18 protein-coding genes are annotated in these 19,683 nt (G+C 35.3%); 1 reads left to right on the top strand and 17 read right to left on the bottom strand.

Annotated features, from left to right (window positions below; all coding sequences use genetic code 11):
* Window positions 1-30 precede the first annotated feature (30 nt).
* The 4 genes from uvrA to AC1RPT_RS04705 form a co-directional block, all read right to left on the bottom strand.
* On the bottom strand, window positions 31-2,886 hold the full coding sequence (gene uvrA / locus AC1RPT_RS04720; protein ID WP_481761480.1) for an excinuclease ABC subunit UvrA: 2,856 nt from the start codon (window positions 2,884-2,886) through the stop codon (window positions 31-33).
* Window positions 2,887-2,901: 15 nt separating this feature from the next.
* Entirely contained in the window at window positions 2,902-4,905 is a 2,004-nt protein-coding gene (uvrB, locus tag AC1RPT_RS04715; protein WP_481761481.1) for an excinuclease ABC subunit UvrB, read from the bottom strand.
* A 150-nt stretch (window positions 4,906-5,055) separates the two neighbouring features.
* Window positions 5,056-5,919: a DegV family protein gene (locus tag AC1RPT_RS04710; RefSeq protein WP_481761482.1), complete on the bottom strand. Its 864-nt coding sequence runs from the start codon at window positions 5,917-5,919 to the stop codon at window positions 5,056-5,058.
* 86 nt (window positions 5,920-6,005) lie between these two features.
* Window positions 6,006-6,638 carry a YfbR-like 5'-deoxynucleotidase gene (locus AC1RPT_RS04705; protein WP_409022185.1) on the bottom strand — a complete coding sequence of 211 codons (633 nt, stop codon included), beginning with the start codon at window positions 6,636-6,638 and terminating at the stop codon, window positions 6,006-6,008.
* Between the two features lie 211 nt (window positions 6,639-6,849).
* On the opposite strand from AC1RPT_RS04705, the gene AC1RPT_RS04700 reads away from it, so the two are divergent.
* A complete protein-coding gene (locus AC1RPT_RS04700) occupies window positions 6,850-7,749 on the top strand; it encodes a hypothetical protein (protein ID WP_481761483.1) in 900 nt (299 codons plus the stop codon).
* Between the two features lie 148 nt (window positions 7,750-7,897).
* On the opposite strand, the gene AC1RPT_RS04695 is transcribed toward AC1RPT_RS04700, so the two are convergent.
* The 13 genes from AC1RPT_RS04695 to pstB (AC1RPT_RS04635) form a co-directional block, all read right to left on the bottom strand.
* Window positions 7,898-9,625, bottom strand: coding sequence for a phospho-sugar mutase (locus tag AC1RPT_RS04695; protein ID WP_481761626.1), 1,728 nt, complete (start codon window positions 9,623-9,625; stop codon window positions 7,898-7,900).
* Between the two features lie 74 nt (window positions 9,626-9,699).
* Window positions 9,700-10,185 (bottom strand): MarR family winged helix-turn-helix transcriptional regulator, encoded by a 486-nt coding sequence (locus tag AC1RPT_RS04690; protein ID WP_481761485.1) that lies wholly within the window; start codon window positions 10,183-10,185, stop codon window positions 9,700-9,702.
* Between the two features lie 11 nt (window positions 10,186-10,196).
* Complete coding sequence (locus tag AC1RPT_RS04685) at window positions 10,197-11,540, bottom strand: DHA2 family efflux MFS transporter permease subunit (RefSeq protein ID WP_481761486.1); 1,344 nt, start codon at window positions 11,538-11,540, stop codon at window positions 10,197-10,199.
* Between the two features lie 133 nt (window positions 11,541-11,673).
* A complete protein-coding gene (gene trxB, locus AC1RPT_RS04680) occupies window positions 11,674-12,612 on the bottom strand; it encodes a thioredoxin-disulfide reductase (protein WP_481761487.1) in 939 nt (312 codons plus the stop codon).
* Window positions 12,613-12,748: 136 nt separating this feature from the next.
* Window positions 12,749-13,648, bottom strand: a complete 900-nt coding sequence (galU, locus tag AC1RPT_RS04675) for a UTP--glucose-1-phosphate uridylyltransferase GalU (protein ID WP_409022179.1) — start codon at window positions 13,646-13,648, stop codon at window positions 12,749-12,751.
* A 14-nt stretch (window positions 13,649-13,662) separates the two neighbouring features.
* On the bottom strand, window positions 13,663-14,682 hold the full coding sequence (locus tag AC1RPT_RS04670) for an NAD(P)H-dependent glycerol-3-phosphate dehydrogenase (RefSeq protein ID WP_481761488.1): 1,020 nt from the start codon (window positions 14,680-14,682) through the stop codon (window positions 13,663-13,665).
* Between the two features lie 77 nt (window positions 14,683-14,759).
* Window positions 14,760-15,587: a prolipoprotein diacylglyceryl transferase gene (gene lgt / locus AC1RPT_RS04665; protein WP_481761489.1), complete on the bottom strand. Its 828-nt coding sequence runs from the start codon at window positions 15,585-15,587 to the stop codon at window positions 14,760-14,762.
* A gap of 18 nt (window positions 15,588-15,605) precedes the next feature.
* Window positions 15,606-16,544: an HPr(Ser) kinase/phosphatase gene (hprK, locus tag AC1RPT_RS04660; RefSeq protein WP_481761490.1), complete on the bottom strand. Its 939-nt coding sequence runs from the start codon at window positions 16,542-16,544 to the stop codon at window positions 15,606-15,608.
* Window positions 16,545-16,555: 11 nt separating this feature from the next.
* Window positions 16,556-16,909: a phage holin family protein gene (locus AC1RPT_RS04655; RefSeq protein ID WP_481761491.1), complete on the bottom strand. Its 354-nt coding sequence runs from the start codon at window positions 16,907-16,909 to the stop codon at window positions 16,556-16,558.
* A gap of 23 nt (window positions 16,910-16,932) precedes the next feature.
* Window positions 16,933-17,238: a PspC domain-containing protein gene (locus AC1RPT_RS04650; RefSeq protein ID WP_409022174.1), complete on the bottom strand. Its 306-nt coding sequence runs from the start codon at window positions 17,236-17,238 to the stop codon at window positions 16,933-16,935.
* A 154-nt stretch (window positions 17,239-17,392) separates the two neighbouring features.
* On the bottom strand, window positions 17,393-18,079 hold the full coding sequence (gene phoU, locus AC1RPT_RS04645) for a phosphate signaling complex protein PhoU (RefSeq protein ID WP_481761492.1): 687 nt from the start codon (window positions 18,077-18,079) through the stop codon (window positions 17,393-17,395).
* Between the two features lie 17 nt (window positions 18,080-18,096).
* Complete coding sequence (pstB, locus tag AC1RPT_RS04640) at window positions 18,097-18,852, bottom strand: phosphate ABC transporter ATP-binding protein PstB (protein ID WP_409022172.1); 756 nt, start codon at window positions 18,850-18,852, stop codon at window positions 18,097-18,099.
* Between the two features lie 14 nt (window positions 18,853-18,866).
* Window positions 18,867-19,670 carry a phosphate ABC transporter ATP-binding protein PstB gene (gene pstB / locus AC1RPT_RS04635; protein WP_481761493.1) on the bottom strand — a complete coding sequence of 268 codons (804 nt, stop codon included), beginning with the start codon at window positions 19,668-19,670 and terminating at the stop codon, window positions 18,867-18,869.
* Window positions 19,671-19,683: the final 13 nt, after the last annotated feature.

Genomic DNA, 19,683 nt, shown 5'->3' with positions numbered 1-19,683 from the left:
AAAAGCCAGATTTTCATCTGACTTCTTAATTTATTTATTCATTCTCGCACGATCACGTTCTAAGATTGGTTTTAAATAGTGTCCCGTATAACTTTCAGGCACTTCAGCAATTTCTTCTGGTGTTCCAGTCGCAAGAATCGTTCCGCCACCTTCGCCGCCTTCTGGACCTAAATCAATTAAATAGTCAGATGTTTTAATCACATCTAAGTTATGTTCAATAACCAAGACTGTGTTACCCGCATCAACCAAACGATTTAAAACGCTAAGTAGGCGTTTAATGTCATCTGTATGCAAACCAGTTGTTGGTTCATCAAGAATATAAAAACTCTTACCATTTGATTGACGATGTAATTCAGAAGCTAACTTCATCCGTTGCGCTTCACCACCTGATAATGTTGTTGCCGATTGGCCTAACGAAACATAGCCCAAACCAACATCAACAATTGTCTGCAGTTTACGTCTGATTTTAGGAATTGGTTCGAAGAATTTCAAAGCTTCGCCAACTTTTAAATCTAAAATATCAGAGATTGTCTTACCTTTGTAAGTCACTTCAAGTGTTTCAGAGTTATAGCGTGCCCCGTGACAAATTTCACATGGCACATAGACATCTGGTAGGAAATTCATTTCTATTTTAATAATCCCGTCACCTTTGCAGGCTTCACAACGTCCACCTTTGACATTAAAACTAAAACGACCTTTTTTATAACCACGTAATTTTGCTTCGTTAGTTTCCGCAAATAAATCACGAATATTATCGAAGACGCCTGTATAAGTTGCGGGATTACTTCTCGGTGTTCGACCAATTGGACTTTGATCAATATTAATAACACTTTCAATATTTTGAACACCAGAAACTGATTTATATTTACCTGGTTTTTCAGAATTTCGATTTAACTTTTGTGATAATACCTTTTTCAAAATACCATTCACTAAAGTTGATTTACCGGAACCTGAGACACCTGTAACTGAAATGAATTTACCTAAAGGAAAATCGACCGTTACATTTTTTAAGTTATTCTCTTTTGCGCCGGTAATTCGAATCTTCTTACCATTGCCAGCACGTCGTTCATCAGGTAATGATATAAATTTCTTTCCTGATAAATATTGTCCAGTTAATGATTTGCGACTCTTTTTAACTTGTGTGGGCGTTCCAGCAGCAACAATTTCACCACCTAATTCACCAGCACCAGGACCAACATCAATTAAATAATCAGCAGCCATCATGGTATCCTCATCATGTTCAACCACAATTAAAGTATTACCCAAATCACGCATTTTCTTAAGTGATTCAATTAAGCGATCATTATCACGTTGATGCAACCCGATTGAAGGTTCATCTAAAATATATAAAACACCCGATAAATTAGAGCCAATTTGCGTGGCTAGTCGAATCCGTTGTGCTTCTCCACCTGAAAGTGTTCCTGCAGAACGTGATAATGTCAGATAATTTAAGCCAACATTTTGTAAGAATGTTAAGCGGTCACGAATTTCTTTCAAAATAGGTGCTGCAATAATTGATTCTTTTTCTGACAAGTTAACGTTATCAAAGAAAGGTAAGCCGTCACCAATTGAAAGTGCGGAAATTTTACCAATATGTTGGCCATTAATTTGGACGGCTAATGCTTTACGATTCAAGCGGTAACCGTGACATGTTTGACACGTTAAGCTGGTCATATATTTACGCATTTGTTCACGCGTAAAGTCACTATTAGTCTCCGTATGACGACGACTAATATTTGTAATAACCCCTTCAAATAATGCATCTACATCACGAACGCCACCAAAGTCATTAGCGTAATGGAAATGAAATTCACGTGTTCCAGCGCCATTCAAAACAATATCACGTTGTTCATCTGTTAACTTTTCAAATGGCACATCCATTGGAATTCCAAAAGCTTCTGCAGCTTGGGCTAACATCGATGGGTAATATTGCGAACTAATAGGATTCCATGGCTCAATTGCCCCTTCTGCTAGCGTTTTAGTTGGATCTGGAACGACTAAATCTTCATCGACTTCTAACTTCATTCCTAAACCATCACAAGTTTCACAAGCACCAAATGGTGCATTAAATGAGAACAAACGTGGTTCTAATTCTCCAACTGTAAATCCACAAATAGGACATGCATAATGTTCGGAAAATTGAATTGTTGCACCATCTGTATCACCATCAAGAATATCTGCAGTGGCGTAGCCAGAAGATAAACGTAATGCTGCTTCAAATGAATCAAATAAACGTGAGCGAATGCCCTCTTTGACAACAATCCGATCAATCACAATATCAATAGAGTGTTTGACCTTTTTTTCAAGATCAAATTCTTCATCAATATCATGAAGCTCGCCATCAACTCGAACACGGACGAATCCTTCTCGTTTGATCGTTTCAAATATCTTTTTATGTTGTCCTTTTTTATTGCGAATAATAGGTGATAAAATTTGAAGTTTTGTACGCTCTTTTAACTCTAAAACACGGTCAACCATTTGTTCAACGGATTGACTCGTGATTTCATGACCATCATTTGGACAAATTGGATGTCCAACTCTAGCCCATAATAATCTTAAATAATCATTAATTTCAGTGACTGTCCCAACTGTTGATCGTGGGTTTTTTGAAGTTGTTTTTTGGTCAATCGAAATAGCAGGTGATAACCCATCAATTGAGTCAACATCTGGCTTATCCATCTGCCCTAAAAATTGACGTGCATATGCTGATAAACTTTCAACATAGCGACGTTGTCCTTCAGCATAAAGTGTATCAAAAGCTAATGAGCTTTTCCCTGATCCTGAAAGTCCCGTAATCACAACTAATTTATCTCTTGGGATAGTGACATCCACATTTTTTAAATTATGCGCACGCGCACCATGGATCACAATTTTATCATTTTTCAAGAAATATCCCCCTATTTATAACATTTGTGTTTTTAATTCTAATACCGTATCACGCAATGATGCAGCTGTTTCGAAATCTAATTTTTTAGCTGCTTCTTTCATTTGTCCTTCTAAGCGATCAACCATATCTTGTTGTTCCTTTTTATCCATATCCAAAAATTCAGTTTCGGTAAAGGTTTTAACAGTTCCTGAATTATCTTCAATTTTTGTTGGCGTAATTAACTCACGAATGGCTTTTTTAATCGTAGTTGGCGTAATATGATGTTCCTCATTATATGCCATTTGGACATCACGGCGGCGTTGCGTTTCTTCCATTGCGCCCTTCATTGAATCCGTCACTTTATCAGCATACATAATCACTCGTCCGTTTTCGTTACGAGCTGCACGACCAATTGTTTGAACTAGAGAACGTTCACTACGTAAGAAACCTTCTTTATCGGCATCTAAAATTGTCACTAATGACACTTCAGGAACATCAATACCTTCACGTAATAAGTTAATTCCAATTAAAACATCATATGTGCCTAAGCGTAAATCGCGAATAATTTTCGTTCGTTCCATCGTTTTAATATCACTATGCAAGTACGCAACTTTCATCCCCAACTCTTTCAAATAATCAGTTAAATCTTCTGACATTTTCTTGGTTAATGTTGTGACAAAGACACGTTCATTGCGTTCAATACGTAAATTAATTTCGCCAACTAAATCATCAATTTGGCCCATAATTGGACGAACTTCAATGATTGGATCTAGTAATCCAGTTGGTCGAATAATTTGTTGAACAACATCTGACGTCCGTTCCATTTCGTAAGGTCCTGGTGTTGCAGACATATAAATGACTTGATTAACGTGCTCTTCAAATTCCGCAATCGTTAATGGTCGGTTATCCAGTGCACTAGGTAAACGGAATCCGTAATCTACTAACATTTGTTTACGAGCGCGATCACCATTGTACATCCCTCGAATTTGAGGCATGGTTACATGAGATTCATCAACTACGATCAAGAAATCTTTGGGAAAGAAATCAATTAATGTATATGGAGGTTCGCCAGGTTTACGTCCATCCATATGGCGGGAATAGTTTTCAATTCCGGATGTATAGCCCATTTCACGTAACATTTCTAAATCATAAGTAGTTCGTTGATCGATACGTTGGGCTTCTAATAATTTATCTTCATCTTTTAATTCTTTTAATCGATCAGCCAATTCAACTTCAATACCTTCAATGGCATGATCCATCACATCATCATTCGTCATGAAATGCGTTGCGGGGAAAATAGCCATGTGTTCAAGTTCACCCATAACTTCACCTGTTAATGAATCAACTTCACGAATACGATCGATTTCATCGCCAAAAAATTCAATACGAACAGCTTTTTGATCACGAGATGCTGGGAAAATTTCCACAATATCTCCATGAACTCTAAACCGACCACGTTGAAAATCAATATCATTTCGTTCGAATTGTATATCGACTAATTTTCTAAGTAAATCATCACGTTCCATTGTCATTCCAGTACGCAATGAAATAACATGATCACGATATTCTGTTGGATCACCTAATCCAAAGATACTTGAGACAGATGCAACAACAATCACATCATTACGTTCTAATAATGAACTTGTTGCAGAATGTCGTAATTTATCAATTTCATCGTTAATACTGGAATCTTTTTCAATATACGTATCACTTGAAGGAACGTAAGCTTCTGGTTGGTAGTAATCATAATAACTCACAAAATATTCCACCGCATTATTCGGGAAGAATTCTTTTAATTCACCATATAATTGTCCAGCCAATGTTTTATTATGCGCAAGGACTAATGTGGGACGATTAACTTCTTTAATCACATTTGAAATGGTAAACGTCTTACCCGTTCCCGTTGCACCCAGTAATACTTGTTCTTTTTTACCATCATTTAATCCATCAACTAAAGTTTTAATCGCATTCGGTTGGTCTCCAGTTGGTTCGTACTTTGAAACTAAGTCAAAAACGCCATCATCATGTCTATCAATCAAGTTAACCCCTCCAATACAATCATTTTTAGAAATTAAAAAAAGCCTGGAATAACCTACCCAGGCTCATTTAAAAATGATTATTCTCTACTAATTATATTAGCATACCGAACATACTTTCGCACGTTATCTCACTTATTTTTTCAGAATAACTTAATCAACTAAATAATCACGACCCCAAATAAGACCCATTGTTTTTTCTCCAGTATGGACGCCAATAACAGGCCCAATATGACTAACCTCAACTGGAATATTAGGATAGTTGGTTTTAATAAATGAGACCCATTTTGTACTCTCTTCAGGATTGTTCGCATCAACGATACTTACTCGAATTGGATAATCAACTGAGTTAATCGCATCAGAAAAATCTGCCATTACCCGTTGAAAAGCACGCTTCTTTGTCCGTTCCTTAGTTAAAGGGATAATTTGACCTTCATGATTAAAGGTCAGAATTGGTTTAATTTGTAATAAGTTACCCACAAACGCAGCACCATTCGTCATACGGCCCGTTCTAAGTAAATGGCTCAAGTTATCCACAACAAAGAAAATACCCACCGTTTCACGCATTGCTTCTATTTTAGGTACAATCGTGTCTGCATGCTCACCTTGCGCCACTAATTGAGCAGCTTTTAATACAAGAAAGGCTTCTGCTGAACTTGCTGCTTTAGAATCAATCGGATATACCGTAATTCCTTCCACAGTTTTTGAATAAGCACGTAAATTATCCACAAAACTTGTGATACCTGTTGATAGATGAATTGAAATTACTTCATCAAATCCCTCTTCAATTAATTTATCGAAGACACTTTGCATTTGTCCCATTGTGACTTGTGACGTTGTGGGTAACTTATCCGTATCTTTCATTCTTTGATAAAATTCTGAAGCAGAGATTTCCACATCTTCTAAATAAGTCTGTTGCCCAAAAATAACCGTGATTGGTACAACAATAATATTTTTATCTTTGGCTACTTTTGGATCAATATATGACGCACTATCTGTTACAATTGCCGTTTTCATTAATTTCTCCCTATTCTTTAAGCAAAAAAGGACTACCTTGTATGCATTATTCTAGCATACAACGCAATCCTTAACCTATGTGTACTCTATTTCTTAATAATATCCAAGGTTATTTTTTTAATTTTATCTTTATCTGTGAAATCTTCCGTTAATAATTCTGGAAGAATTTCTTGTAGAATATACTGAACACTCGCTAAATCTGAAAATTCAAGAATCGTTTTTAAGCTTTCTTGATAAATTTCAGTATAAACTGATTCAGGATTACCCTTTTGAATTTCGCCAAATGATTCATATAATAAATCTAATTTATCAGCTACAGACAAGATTTTACCTTCTAAAGTATCATCCTTACCTTCTGATAATCTACGACGATAGGCATCTTGGAATTCTTCTGGAATTTCGTTCACAATAAAATTCTCAGATAATGATTCCTCAACATTTGCTAACATTTCTCTTAGCGTTGTTGTTGCATATTTAACGGGTGTTTTAATATCACCAATGAATCGTTCTGTATAATCATGATTCAACGCTTTTTCATACAACATGCGCCAATCAATCGTATTTCCTGCATTTTCTTCAACATCACCTAAAAATTGAGCAGCTTCTGTTACTTTGAATGAATGTTCCGCTACCGAATGATCTTCATATTTAAAATATCCTGGTGCTCGTTTTAACGTTTCTAAATTACTTAAACTTTGTAGGTATTGATGCATTCCCATAATTAACAGCTCCCTCTCATTTTTTATATAAATTTTTACAATCTTACCACATATGGAAAAGTTAATTCAAGTATCATCAACTTTTAACAAAAAAATAAACTGATTCACATTGCAAACGCTTGATACATCAATTGGAACACGTCGCGCAACTTTACCTTACTTTTTTATGTTATGCTTATTTTCATGCTTTATATTTAAGGAGGACATTTTTTTGAAGTTTTTAGCCAATAAAACCGTTGAATACTTAACCGGTTTTATCTTGATTTTAATCATGGTACAAGCCGCGTCACTTTTACATGATTCAGAAATTATTTTACCTGAAATCGCCGCGTTAACAGTTGGACTGTGGATTTACCACGAAGCCAATTGGTTAGATCGTTCGTTTAATCTTTTTTTGCTGCCTTCTGTCACCGCAATTATCGGTTTTGGCATCAATTTACTTGAGATTTCTTACACAATTAAAATCTGCCTAATGATCGCCATCATGGTCTTTCTATTAGTGGTAACCCGATCGGCACTGGCGCCTTCATTGGCTACAGGTCTCTTGCCAATCATCGTTAATGCGTCCAAATATTCATTCATCATTGCCATCATCATTTTCACTTTCATCGAGATGATTGTCGTTAAAGGCCGTAAACTCGATCAAAACTACGCAAAAAAAACAAACCTTAACTATCAGGCTATGCTTTTATTTCTCGTTTCTTCACTCATTTGGGTTGGTCTCGTGACGATTGCTGGAAAGCCTTTGATGGCCGCTATTCCACCGATTCTTGTCGTTTTTTTCGAGGTGCTACAAAAGCCGATGTATCCGGCAAAAATGGTGTTCAAACAGGTTACTGCCTTGACGCTTTCAGCAACGATCGGTGTTCTCGCCTGCATGGTAATCGATTCCAATGTTGTTGTCGCCTTAATCACTATGCCTCTCGTTTTTTGTATACTCCATCTTTTCAAAGTTAAAATTCCAGCCGCTTATGCCTTTCCATTGCTTGCAATGATTGTTCCACCGACTATCTTTAGCGTTCTCCCCGTGTCGTCCCTACTCGCTTCCATCTACTTTCTTGGAATCGCCTACCTTTATCACCGCTTTAAAAAGAAAAAAATGAATAAATAGAAACTAAACAAGTTAATCAGCCCTGAAAGAAAATAATAAATCTTAAAAAGTTGTTTACAAAATACTGTTTTATTTGCTTATAAATTTTGTAACCCATTTAAGGTCAAAAAAAGTAGTGCTAAATGTAAATTTAGCACTACTTTTTTAGTTAGGCGTTGACAATTGCCATAATTGCTTCTTCAAATGCAAGACACTTAGCTTGTGCTTTTTCATCAGTTTCAGCTTGCGTTCCCACGTAGAATTTAATTTTTGGTTCAGTCCCTGAAGGACGAATTGCAATCCAAGAACCATCTTCTAAGATATATTTCAACGCATTTGCAGTTGGTAATCCGATTTCTTCAGATGATCCATCAGCTAATTGCGCCATACCCGTTGTGAAGTCTTCTAATTTAGCGACTTTATAGCCAGCAAAATCTTTAGGTGCGTCATCACGGAAGATTGTCATTAAATCTTTGATTTTTTGAACACCTTCAATACCTTCAAACGTTAACGCTTTAGTATTTTCAGCGTAATAACCATATTCTTTAAATAAATCATCTAATCCATCTGACAATGTTTTATCAAATTGTTTGTAGTAAGCAGCTACTTCAGATAACATTACTAATGCTTGGATAGCATCTTTATCACGAACGAAAGGACGAATTAAGTAACCATAACTTTCTTCAAAACCAAACATAAAGGTATGTTCATTTGTTTCTTCATAGTTTTGAATTTGTTCCGCAATAAATTTGAATCCTGTTAAGACATTAATCATTTTAGCATGATGTGCTTCAGCAATCTTAGTTGCAAGTTCACTTGATACAATTGATTTAACGCCAACGGCATTAGCGGGTAAAGTTCCTGCTTCTTCGCTAGCAGTTAAAATATAATTGAACATTAGAGCAGCAATTTGATTACCTGTTAATAATTTATATTCACCATCAGTTTGACGTACAGCGACACCCATACGATCAGCATCTGGATCAACAGCGATTAATAAATCAGCATGTTCACGTCGACCCCATTTGATAGCTAAATCAAATGCTGGTGCGTCTTCTGGGTTAGGTAACTTGATTGTTGGGAATTCAGGATCACCTTCAGCTTGTTCAGGCACAATCTTAAATTGTTCAAATCCAGCTTGTTTCAAAGCACGTTCACCCAACATTTTACCTGTTCCATGAAGTGGTGTGAAAACAAGTTTCATTGAAGCACCAACTTCATCAACTAATTTTTGATTAATTGTCACTTTTTTAACTTCAGCAAGATACGCAGCGTCAACTTCTTCACCAATAATTTGGAGTGTTTTATCAGCTTTTAATACTGTCTCATCACCTACTTTAATGGCAAATAAATCATCAGCTTCGCGAACAAAACCAGTAATCATATCTGATTCTTTAGGTGGCATTTGGCCACCGTCTTCACCATAAATTTTATAGCCATTATATTGTTTAGGATTATGGCTAGCCGTTATCATAATTCCGGCGTAAGTAGCTAAATGGCGGACTGCAAACGATAATTCTGGTGTGGGACGTAAGCTTTCAAAAACAAAGCTTGGAATACCATGTGCGCCTAAAACTTTAGCTGATTCCATCGCAAATTCTTGTGATTGGTAACGCGAATCATAACTAATTGCGACACCGCGCATTTTAGTTGCATCATCTAACGTATCCATAAAGCGAGCTAATCCTTCAGTTGCTTGACGAATCGTGTAGATGTTCATCCGGTTAATACCAGGACCCATCAAGCCACGCATACCAGCAGTTCCAAATTCCATTGGTTGGTAAAAAGATTCTTTTAAATCTTCTTGATTATTTTTAAGCGAAACAATCTGATTTTTTAATGTTGCGTCTAGTGTTTCTTCATTTAACCAAGTTAAATAATTATCTTCCCAAGTCAAAATATCACTCCCATTCATATAATATTACTATTATACAATAAATGCGCTTACTATTCAGGATAATAAAAAAGATATCAGAATAATTCTGATATCTTTCTTCCAGCAAGTCGCTCACGTTCAATTCCTGATTTAATTACCTTTTCCAAAATATGCTCAAATTGCTTAATTTCTTCTTCACTAAGCACCGATATACTTTCATCATTAACGACTGTAATTCTATCAAAAATATCTTGATAATTATTAATCGCTTTTGCTGTAGGATAAAGTTCAGTCCGTCGTTTATCTGCGGACGACATTTTTTTTTCAAGCCAACCATCTTTAATTAATTTTGAGATAGCACGTGTCACAACACTGTGATCCCGATAAATATTTTGGATTAGCTCATCCTGACTAACGCCAGGTGACTCACAAACTAACAACACGTAAAAAAAGTTACTCTCAGAAAGTTCAAACCCTTTTAACGTATCATTTATTCTTAATCGAATCATTCTGTTGTAAATTGTTGTTAATTTCTCAACTTCATGTGTATCGTAAAAAGAATTTCCATTCATATTTTGCATCTCAAAACTCCTTAAGCTTTACTTGTTTTTCTGAAATAGATTAGTCCAACTAGTCCAATTACAATTGAGACAACCATGATAAAGATCATTGAATATTTGTATCCAACAACAAATGATGCAGGAATACTAGCAATAACAATAATAACGGTATTAAATAATGAACCACTAACTTGTCTTAATGTATTCGTTAATGTTGTTGCATGATTTATTTCCATTGGATTTAAATCTTTTAAAGATTCTGTTGTTGCTGGAGCCATAATAGCACCAACCCCTGTTAATCGAATAGCGTAAGTAACAACTGATAACCAAACAGGAAATTCAATTGTTAAGAATAACATTGGTAGTACTGAAATCATCAACATCAAAAAGCCAAATATAAATATTTTTTTATAACCGTATTGATCATAAAGGTTACCAACAATAGGTGAAATAATAGCATTAATTGCAGCACCCGGTAACATAATTAATCCAGCAGTCATTCCTGATAAATGTTGATTATTTTCTAAGAACATTGGCATAACTAATTCTGTTGCCATTAAAATACCAAAAACTAACATAATTAATGCAATCATAGTTGAGAATGAACGTACTTTGAAAATTCGAATATTTAAAAATGGTTCTTTTAAAGCTAATTGACGACGGCCAAAATAGATTAATGCTAAAACACCAATCACAATAAGGACAAGTGCAACTAATAATTGGTCTCCAATAATTGAAATACCAATTAAAATTGTAGCAAGTCCAACTAGTGATAAGAAGAATGATTTAAAATCAATTTTAACATCTGTCTTTTCTGAATAGTTAGGTAAAATACAAACCCCAACAATTAATAAAATTAACATGATTGGAATAATGAAAATAAATAATGCTCTCCATGGTAAAAATGTAATCATAATACCTGATAAAGTTGGTCCAATTGCTGGAGCAGCTGAGATAACAAGCATAGCAAGTCCCATTACAACGCCACGGCGTTCAATTGGGTTAATTGCAATGACACTAATCATCGTAAATGTAGTCAATACGCCACCGGCAGCAGCTTGGATTAAGCGACCAATTAAGATTGCCCAAAAATTAGCGCCACTTGATGCAACGATACTTCCGATTAAAAAGACAACCATAATACCGACAAATATTTGTCTTGTTGAATATTTTTCATATAAAATTGCTGATAATGGTGTCGAAATTCCGACCATTAAAACATAACCCGTCGTTAACCATTGTGCGGTTGCAAGGTTAACATTTAAAACGGTGATTAATTTTGGTAATGCTGTAATCATCAATGTTTGATTTAATAAAGCGGCAAAAGTCGCAATTAATAAAACAGCACCAATTGTGTTTCTTTTTTTGTTTGTCATTCTAACTCTCTTCTCACTTAAATTTACGCATATGTTTAATTTTTTTCATAAGCGGATTAGATTATTATAATGTTCACATGCACATAAAGTCAAGTAAATAAAAAAATAAGCCTCAAAAGGCTTATTCTATAATTTAACTTAATTCTGCATCATTTAATGATTCAAGGTAACTAAATGTTTGTTGTCCAGCAATACCACCGTCACCAACTGCAGTTGTAATTTGACGCAATTCTTTCTTACGCACATCACCAACTGCGAAAATACCTGGTACATTTGTTAGCATATTTTCGTCAGTTGGAATCCAACCATAATCGTCAGTAATTCCAAGCTTTGTGAATGCTGTTGTCATTGGTTTAACACCAACATAAATGAAGACACCACTAGCAGGAATTTCAGATGTTTCACCTGTTTTATTATTCGTTACTTTAACGCCAGTTACTTTACGATCGTCACCAACAATCTCTGTGACATTAGTATCCCAAACAAAAGATATTTTATCATCCGCAAAGGCACGATCTTGTAAGATTTTTTGAGCGCGTAATTTGTCACGACGATGAATTACCGTCACTTTTGAAGCTAATTTTGATAAATAAGAACCTTCTTCGATTGCTGAATCACCGCCACCGATAACGATGACTTCACGATTTTTGAAGAAAGCACCATCACAGACTGCACAGTAAGATACACCTCGGCCACTAAAGGTATCTTCGCCTTCAGCACCCAATTTTTTGTATTCTGATCCAGTTGCGATAATTAAAGCTTTTGTTTCAAAAACATCATTATCTGTTGTGATGAGTTTAGTATCGCCTTCAATTGTAATATCGGTTACACTACCGTATGCATATTCTGCACCAAATTGTGTCGAACTTTCGTACATTTCTTTTGCTAAATCAGGGCCTAAGATTGATTTAAATCCAGGATAATTTTCAACTTCAGCCGTATTGTTCATTTGGCCACCATAAATCCCACGATCAATCATTAAAACCGATAGATTTGCACGTGATGCATAGAGTGCGGCAGTCATTCCACCGGGCCCAGCACCAATCACAACAACATCATATTTTTTTGTCATTAGTTCAACCTTCTTTCTTTTAGTAAGTAATTCAACAATACCCTATGTTACTTTTTTTGTCTATTTAATTGCTTTAACATCAAAAACAGGTCCCAAGTGAGTTGAACTTGAAACCTGCTTTACTGTAAGAATTAGGCTACTTATTTTTTGCTGTATCTTCTGCAATTAATTTTGCGCCTAAAGTCTTCAAATATTCTTTTAATTCATCTTTAACTTCTTTATGTTTCAAACCATACTCAATACTTGTTTTTAAGTAGCCAAATTTATAGCCAACATCGTATCGGGTTCCTTTAAATTCATGAGCGAAAACACGTTGCACCTTGTTCAATGCATCGATGGCATCCGTTAATTGAATTTCATTACCAGCACCTGGTTTTTGATGTTCTAAGATACCAAAAATTTCAGGTGTTAATAAGTAACGTCCAATAATAGCCAAGTCACTAGGTGCTTCTTCAGGTGTAGGTTTTTCAACAAAGTTTTTAACATTGAATAATCCAGGTTTAACTTCTAATTCAGGATTAATCACACCGTATTTTGAAACTTCTTCATGAGGGACTTTCATCACCGCTAAAGTTGAAGCATGTGTCTCATCAAAGCGATTCATGAGTTGACGCGTTAATGGTACTTTATCTTCCATTAAATCATCGCCTAACATGACAACAAAAGGTTCATCCCCAACAAAGTCTTTAGCCATTAAAACGGCATCGCCAAGACCTCGTGGATGAGATTGACGAACAAAATACAAATTAATATCCGTTGTTTCTTCAACTAATTTTAATAATTCGTCTTTATGCTTTGCAGCTAAATTCGCTTCCAGTTCTGGCACCGAATCAAAATGATCTTCAATTGGTCGCTTACCTTTACCCGTAACAATCAAAATATCTTCAATACCCGATTGACGCGCCTCTTCAACAATAAATTGAATCGTTGGTTTATCAACAATTGGGAGCATTTCTTTTGCCATCGCTTTAGTTGCTGGTAAGAAACGAGTCCCTAGTCCAGCAGCCGGAATAATGGCTTTTTTAACTTTTTGCATAGTCTAATCCCCTTTTATTCTGCTAATTCAGATTTACCTTCACGATTGATCAAAGCTTCAATCACTGATTTAATTTCTTTATTATTGTATAAAACGTCATAAATTGCATTTGTGATTGGCATATCAATTCCTTGTTGTTGTGCTAATTCATAAGCAGCCTTAGCAGTACCAACACCTTCGATAACCATACCCATATCAGCAACAACAGCATCTAATGATTTACCTTGACCTAATTGGTCTCCAGCACGCCAGTTACGTGAATGAACACTTGTAGCTGTAACGATTAAATCACCAACACCAGAAAGTCCCATAAAGGTTAATTGGTTAGCACCAAATGATGTCCCTAAACGAGCAATTTCAGCTAATCCACGTGTAATCAAAGCTGCTTTAGCGTTATCGCCATAGCCCATACCATGAAGCATACCAGCACCAACGGCGATAATATTCTTCATAGCTGCGCCCATTTCAACACCGATAACATCGTTATTTGTGTAGATTCTTAAGAATTTATTCATAAAGAGATCTTGAACAAAACTTGCAGCTTCAGGATCAGTACTTGCTGAAACAATTGTTGTTAAATCACGATTTGCAACTTCTTCAGCATGACTTGGGCCAGAGAAGACAACAACACTACCACGAATGTCAGCAGGAATTTCTTCTTCAATAACTTCTGAAATACGTTTGTGTGTGACTTGTTCTAGTCCTTTACTTGCATGAATAATAATTGGTTTGTTACCTGTTTCTTCTAAAATTGCTGCTACTTGTTTAGCAACAATACGGCTTGCTTTTGTTGGAACAACAAATAAAATAGCGTCAACTTGATCCAAAGCTTCTTTTAAATCTTCATATGCATGTAGGTCTTTAGAATAAGTGTAATCTTCCAAGTAATGCTTATTTGTATGGAACTCATTCATTTCTGCTACTTGTGCTGGAACATTTGACCAAAGTCTGATGTCATGACCATTTTCAGTTAGGATATCGGCAAGGATACTACCCCAAGAACCGGCGCCTAATACTGCTACTTTTTTTGTCATTATATAATCTCCTTCAAAATTTATTCATTCTAATCATACCAAATTTTACCTCTAATAGCATTAACTATGAGAAATTTTTATTTCAATTGTCCGTCTAAATACCATTGATTTTGCGGTTCCCAATATCTTCTCAATAATAACCAACTAATTGATCCAATAAAAATCACTAATGAGAGAAGTTGAGAAACACGAATTGTTGAAAATAACATTAAGCTATCTGTTCTCATTCCTTCGATAAAGAAACGACCAAATGAATACCAAGTTAGATATGCAAATAGTATTTCTCCACGTTTGAAAAGGTGTACTCGATGTCTCAAGGCAATTAATATTAAGAATCCAACAAAACTCCACAATGATTCGTATAGAAATGTTGGCTTATAGTAGGTGCCATTGATGTTCATTTGGTTAATAATAAATTCAGGTAAATGTAAATTTTGCAATGCCTCTAACGTCGTTTTTCCACCATGGGCTTCTTGGTTCATAAAATTACCCCAACGGCCGATTGATTGCGCAAGTAGCACAAGTGGTGCCGCTAGATCAAACATTAACCATGCTGACAAATGGCGACGCTGACAGAAAATAATCACTGTAATAATTGCGCCTATTAACCCACCATAGATAGCAATACCACCATCCCAAATTCGATAAACTTCACTGAGATGTTGAGCGTAATAAGACCACTCGAACACAACGTAATAGAGTCGCGCAGAAACAATTGAAATTGGCAACGCCCATAGAACCATATCATATATGGTATCTTCATTTATTCCTATTTTTTTGCCTTCAAGAATGGCTAAAATAACTGCTAGAATTACTGCACTCGCAATTATTACACCATACCAACGAACTTCAATAGGTCCTAATTTAACTGCGATGGGATTCAACGCACCTAATAAATAATTCAATTTACTCTCGTCCAATCCTTAATCTTTTTTTGAATTTGTTTGGATTAAGCCATTTAGATTAGCTTCAAATGCTTTAGTAGCATCATAACCCATTGTTTTTGCACGGAAGTTCATTGCTGCGACTTCAATGATAATGGCCAAATTACGTCCTGTTTTAACAGGTACAGAAATTTTTGGCACATTCACATTGAATATTTTAACAAATTCATCATTATTACCTAATCGATCAAATTGTTTATCAGGAGTCCAGTTTTCTAGATGAATAATTAGTGAAATATCAGTGTCATTACGGACAGCTCCTGCACCAAACAAGTTCATGATATCGATAATACCGATACCTCGAATTTCAAGTAAATGTTTTAAAATTGCAGGTGCCTCACCAACAAGTGTCTCCTCATCTTGTTGGAAAACATCAACACGATCATCTGCAATTAACCGATGTCCACGTCTAATTAATTCAAGCGCTGTTTCTGATTTACCAACACCAGAATCACCTGTAATCATGACCCCAAGACCATAAATATCAACTAAAACACCATGTATTGACTGGCGTTCAGCTAATTTAGCTTCCAAAAAGTTAACCATATTAGAAGATAGACGTGACGTTGTTAGTTTTGAAATTAGAACTGGAATATGTCTTTCTTTGACGATAGCTAATAATTCTAGCGGCACATCCAAATCATTTGAAACAACAAAACATGGTGTTTGTTCTGTTGCTAATTGATTCATCACATTCTGCCTATCTTCAGGAGTCAGTCCATTTGCATAAGCATGTTCTGTCATCCCAAATAATTGAATACGTTCTTTCGGATAAAAATTAAAATACCCGGTTAATTCTAGACCAGGACGTGAAATATCACTTGTTGTAATTTTTTTATCATCCAAGTATTCTTTCCCAATTAAAACAGTTAATCCCATTGCATCTACTAAATTTCTAACTGAAACTTCATTGGCCATCTTAATGCCCCCTATTGTCTATTTCTAATAAAGTAATTTGTTACGATTGTATTAGCAATACTCATCACAATTGAGATGATAAATGCCGCCCAAAAGCTCGAAAATTTAAATTCATTACCCACAAAAAATGACGTCATTTGTAACATAAATGCATTTATAATCAGATAGAAAAATCCTAAACTGAAAATAGTTACCGGCAGTGATAAAATCACTAAAAACGGTTTAACTAGCATATTTAGTACGGCCAGTACAAAACTGGCGATTAATGCAACCCAGATACTTTTAACAAATAAAGTCTCTGGAAAAAAACCAGATATTGCCAAAAACAGTATGGCATTAATTAATACGCGCTGCCAAAATCCCATGAATCTTCACCTCATCATTAATATTATTTATCGTCTGTAACTTCTACATCTTTAATAATTTTACGGCCACTCTTACTTGATGAGCTAGTCCGTTGTCCAGTACTAGATGTAAACTGCTCAAAAGAACTAGTAAATGAACGTTTTTTCCCTGGTAAGCTAATTGCTAACAAGATATAGACAAGTATAAATACGCCTTTTGTTGCGAAGATTAGCATTAAAAATAAAAATCTAACGAGTGTTGGATTCCAATTTATATATTCGGCAAGTCCAGCTGCGACACCCGCGATAATTTTATTAGTTGATTTTGTGAATTTTTTATTTGTTTTCATTTTGTAGTTCCTCCATTCAGAATAATCTATCATTATTGTACTTCTTATCGTACTCATTTTACAATTTTAACGAGCGTTATTTACTTAAATTTTAACGTTTAAATTAAAAATAACTAACAATCGCGAAATTGTTAGTTATTAAATGAGTAGTGCCTTATTCATTTTCTTTTTCTAACTCTGATTTACCAGGATTCAATTCAGTGATTCGGCCATTTTTTAAATAAACAACCCATTCACACACATTTGTAACATAATCGCCAATTCGTTCTAGATAAGTGGCAACCATCAAATAGTCAGCACTTCCCACAACTGTTTCGGGATTCGTTTTCATTTCATGGATACACTGGTCATATATTGTCGTGAAATATTCATCAACTTCAAGATCTAAATTAGCAACTTTACGAGCTTTTTCGGCATCTTTTCTAATATAAGCTGTGAGGACTTCTTCAACCATCTTACGTGCGTGGTCGCCCATAATTCCGATCTCATCTTCAATCTCCGTTACCCTAGGATTGCCTTTAACACGAATCGTTGATCTCGCAATACTTACAGCGTGATCTCCCATTCGTTCTAAATCAGAAATAGCTTTTAAAACAGTCACAATATCTCTTAAATCACTTGTAACAGGTTGATACAATGCAATCATTTCTAACGTTTGTTTTTCTAACTTCATTTCGCGTTCATTAATTTTGTAATCGCCAACGATAACTTCATGGGCCAACTCTTTATCATGATTAATGAAAGCACGGACAGATTTATGAATGGCTTCACTAACCATCATACCCATTTCGCTAAATCTAATGTGTAGCTTTTCTTGTTCTTCATCAAAAAGTAATCGCATTATTTTGTCTCCCTTTCTTAACCGAATCGACCACTAATGTAGTCATCCGTTTCTTTTTGTACAGGCTGCGTAAATAATTTTTTAGTTGGTGCAACTTCAATTAAATTACCTTCTAAAAAGAAGGCAGTTCGATCTGAAATTCGAGAAGCTTGTTGTAAATTGTGAGTCACTATTATAATAGTATATTTTTCACGCAATTCTAGCAACATATTTTCAATTTTACTACTTGAACCAGGATCCAGAGCACTTGTTGGTTCATCCAGTAAAATGACCTCAGGTTCAACCGCTAAGACTCGAGCGATACAGACACGTTGTTGCTGTCCGCCAGATAACGCAAGCGCATTTTTACCCAAATCATCCTTTACATCATCCCAGACAGCAGCCTGTTTCAAGCTTTTTTCAACAGCTTCATCAAGGATTGCTTTATCTTTAACGCCAGCTAATCGCAAACCATATACAACATTTTCGTAAATTGAAAATGGAAATGGATTAGGTTGTTGGAAAACCATCCCAACATTTTTGCGTAATCTTACGGTATCCATTTTAGGACCGTAAATATCTTCATTTTTTAATTTAACTGTACCTGTAATGGTTACACCTGGAATTAAATCATTCATGCGATTTAACGTTCTTAAATATGTTGATTTACCACAACCAGATGGACCGATTAAAGCGGTAATCCCTTTTTCATTGAAATCAAGATTAATTCCTTTGAGGGCTTCTTTCTTACCATAATACAAATGAACATCATTTGTTTCAATTATTTTAGTCATTTGGCCTTTCCCCCTTAACCGAAGTTTCCTGAAACATAATCATCCGTTAGTTTAATTGTTGGTCGCGTAAAAATAGTTGTTGTTTTATCATATTCTACCGCATTTCCTGAATGGAAAAATGCTGTGTAATCTGAAATACGTGAAGCCTGTTGCATATTGTGTGTCACAATGACAATCGTGTACTTTTCTTTCAGTTCTAAAAGTGATTCTTCAACAATTCGACTTGAAATTGGATCTAACGCACTAGCTGGTTCATCTAACAATAAGATGTCAGGTTCCATAGCAATCGCTCTAGCGATACATAAACGTTGTTGTTGTCCACCAGACAATGATAACGCACTCACATTCAAATCATCTTTAACTTGATCCCAAAGTGCAGCTTGTTTAAGTGATTTTTCAACGCGTTCTTCAAGTAACTGCTTATCTTTCATCCCATGACGTTTCAAAGCAAACGTTATATTTTCATAAATTGATTTTGAAAATGGATTAGGTCGTTGAAATACCATTCCAATATGTTTTCTCATTTCATAAATATCAACATTATCTTTATTTATATCTAAATCACGGTAAATAATTTGTCCTGTTACATCAGCAATCCCATCATTCATACGATTCAACGATCTAAGATAAGTTGATTTACCAGAACCAGATGCCCCAATTAAAGCTGTAATTTTAAACCGTTCAAATTGTAAACTAACATCTCGAATTGCTTCATTAGAACCATAATGAACATGTAAATCTTTGGTTTCTAAAGCTATCTCATGTTTATCTTCATTGAAGGTCATAATTCTAGATTTTTCAGTTTTATTTTCTACCATATTCTTTGACCCC

The sequence above is a fragment of the Dellaglioa sp. CoH-56-MRSF-11 genome, from assembly GCF_056782135.1.
Note: the sequence above shows the minus strand (reverse complement) of the source record. Positions and strands in the feature narration are given on the sequence as shown.

Coding starts and splice junctions, on each gene's coding strand:
- AC1RPT_RS04670 (WP_481761488.1), bottom strand. CDS start 14,682: ATGACAAAAAAAGTAGCAGTATTAGGCGCCGGTTCTTGGGGTAGTATC.
- trxB (WP_481761487.1), bottom strand. CDS start 12,612: ATGACAAAAAAATATGATGTTGTTGTGATTGGTGCTGGGCCCGGTGGA.
- phoU (WP_481761492.1), bottom strand. CDS start 18,079: ATGCGATTACTTTTTGATGAAGAACAAGAAAAGCTACACATTAGATTT.
- AC1RPT_RS04655 (WP_481761491.1), bottom strand. CDS start 16,909: ATGGGATTTTGGCAGCGCGTATTAATTAATGCCATACTGTTTTTGGCA.
- galU (WP_409022179.1), bottom strand. CDS start 13,648: ATGCAAAAAGTTAAAAAAGCCATTATTCCGGCTGCTGGACTAGGGACT.
- AC1RPT_RS04705 (WP_409022185.1), bottom strand. CDS start 6,638: ATGGGAATGCATCAATACCTACAAAGTTTAAGTAATTTAGAAACGTTA.
- AC1RPT_RS04650 (WP_409022174.1), bottom strand. CDS start 17,238: ATGAAAACAAATAAAAAATTCACAAAATCAACTAATAAAATTATCGCG.
- hprK (WP_481761490.1), bottom strand. CDS start 16,544: ATGGCCAATGAAGTTTCAGTTAGAAATTTAGTAGATGCAATGGGATTA.
- pstB (WP_481761493.1), bottom strand. CDS start 19,670: ATGGTAGAAAATAAAACTGAAAAATCTAGAATTATGACCTTCAATGAA.
- AC1RPT_RS04710 (WP_481761482.1), bottom strand. CDS start 5,919: ATGAAAACGGCAATTGTAACAGATAGTGCGTCATATATTGATCCAAAA.
- pstB (WP_409022172.1), bottom strand. CDS start 18,852: ATGACTAAAATAATTGAAACAAATGATGTTCATTTGTATTATGGTAAG.
- AC1RPT_RS04685 (WP_481761486.1), bottom strand. CDS start 11,540: ATGACAAACAAAAAAAGAAACACAATTGGTGCTGTTTTATTAATTGCG.
- AC1RPT_RS04690 (WP_481761485.1), bottom strand. CDS start 10,185: ATGCAAAATATGAATGGAAATTCTTTTTACGATACACATGAAGTTGAG.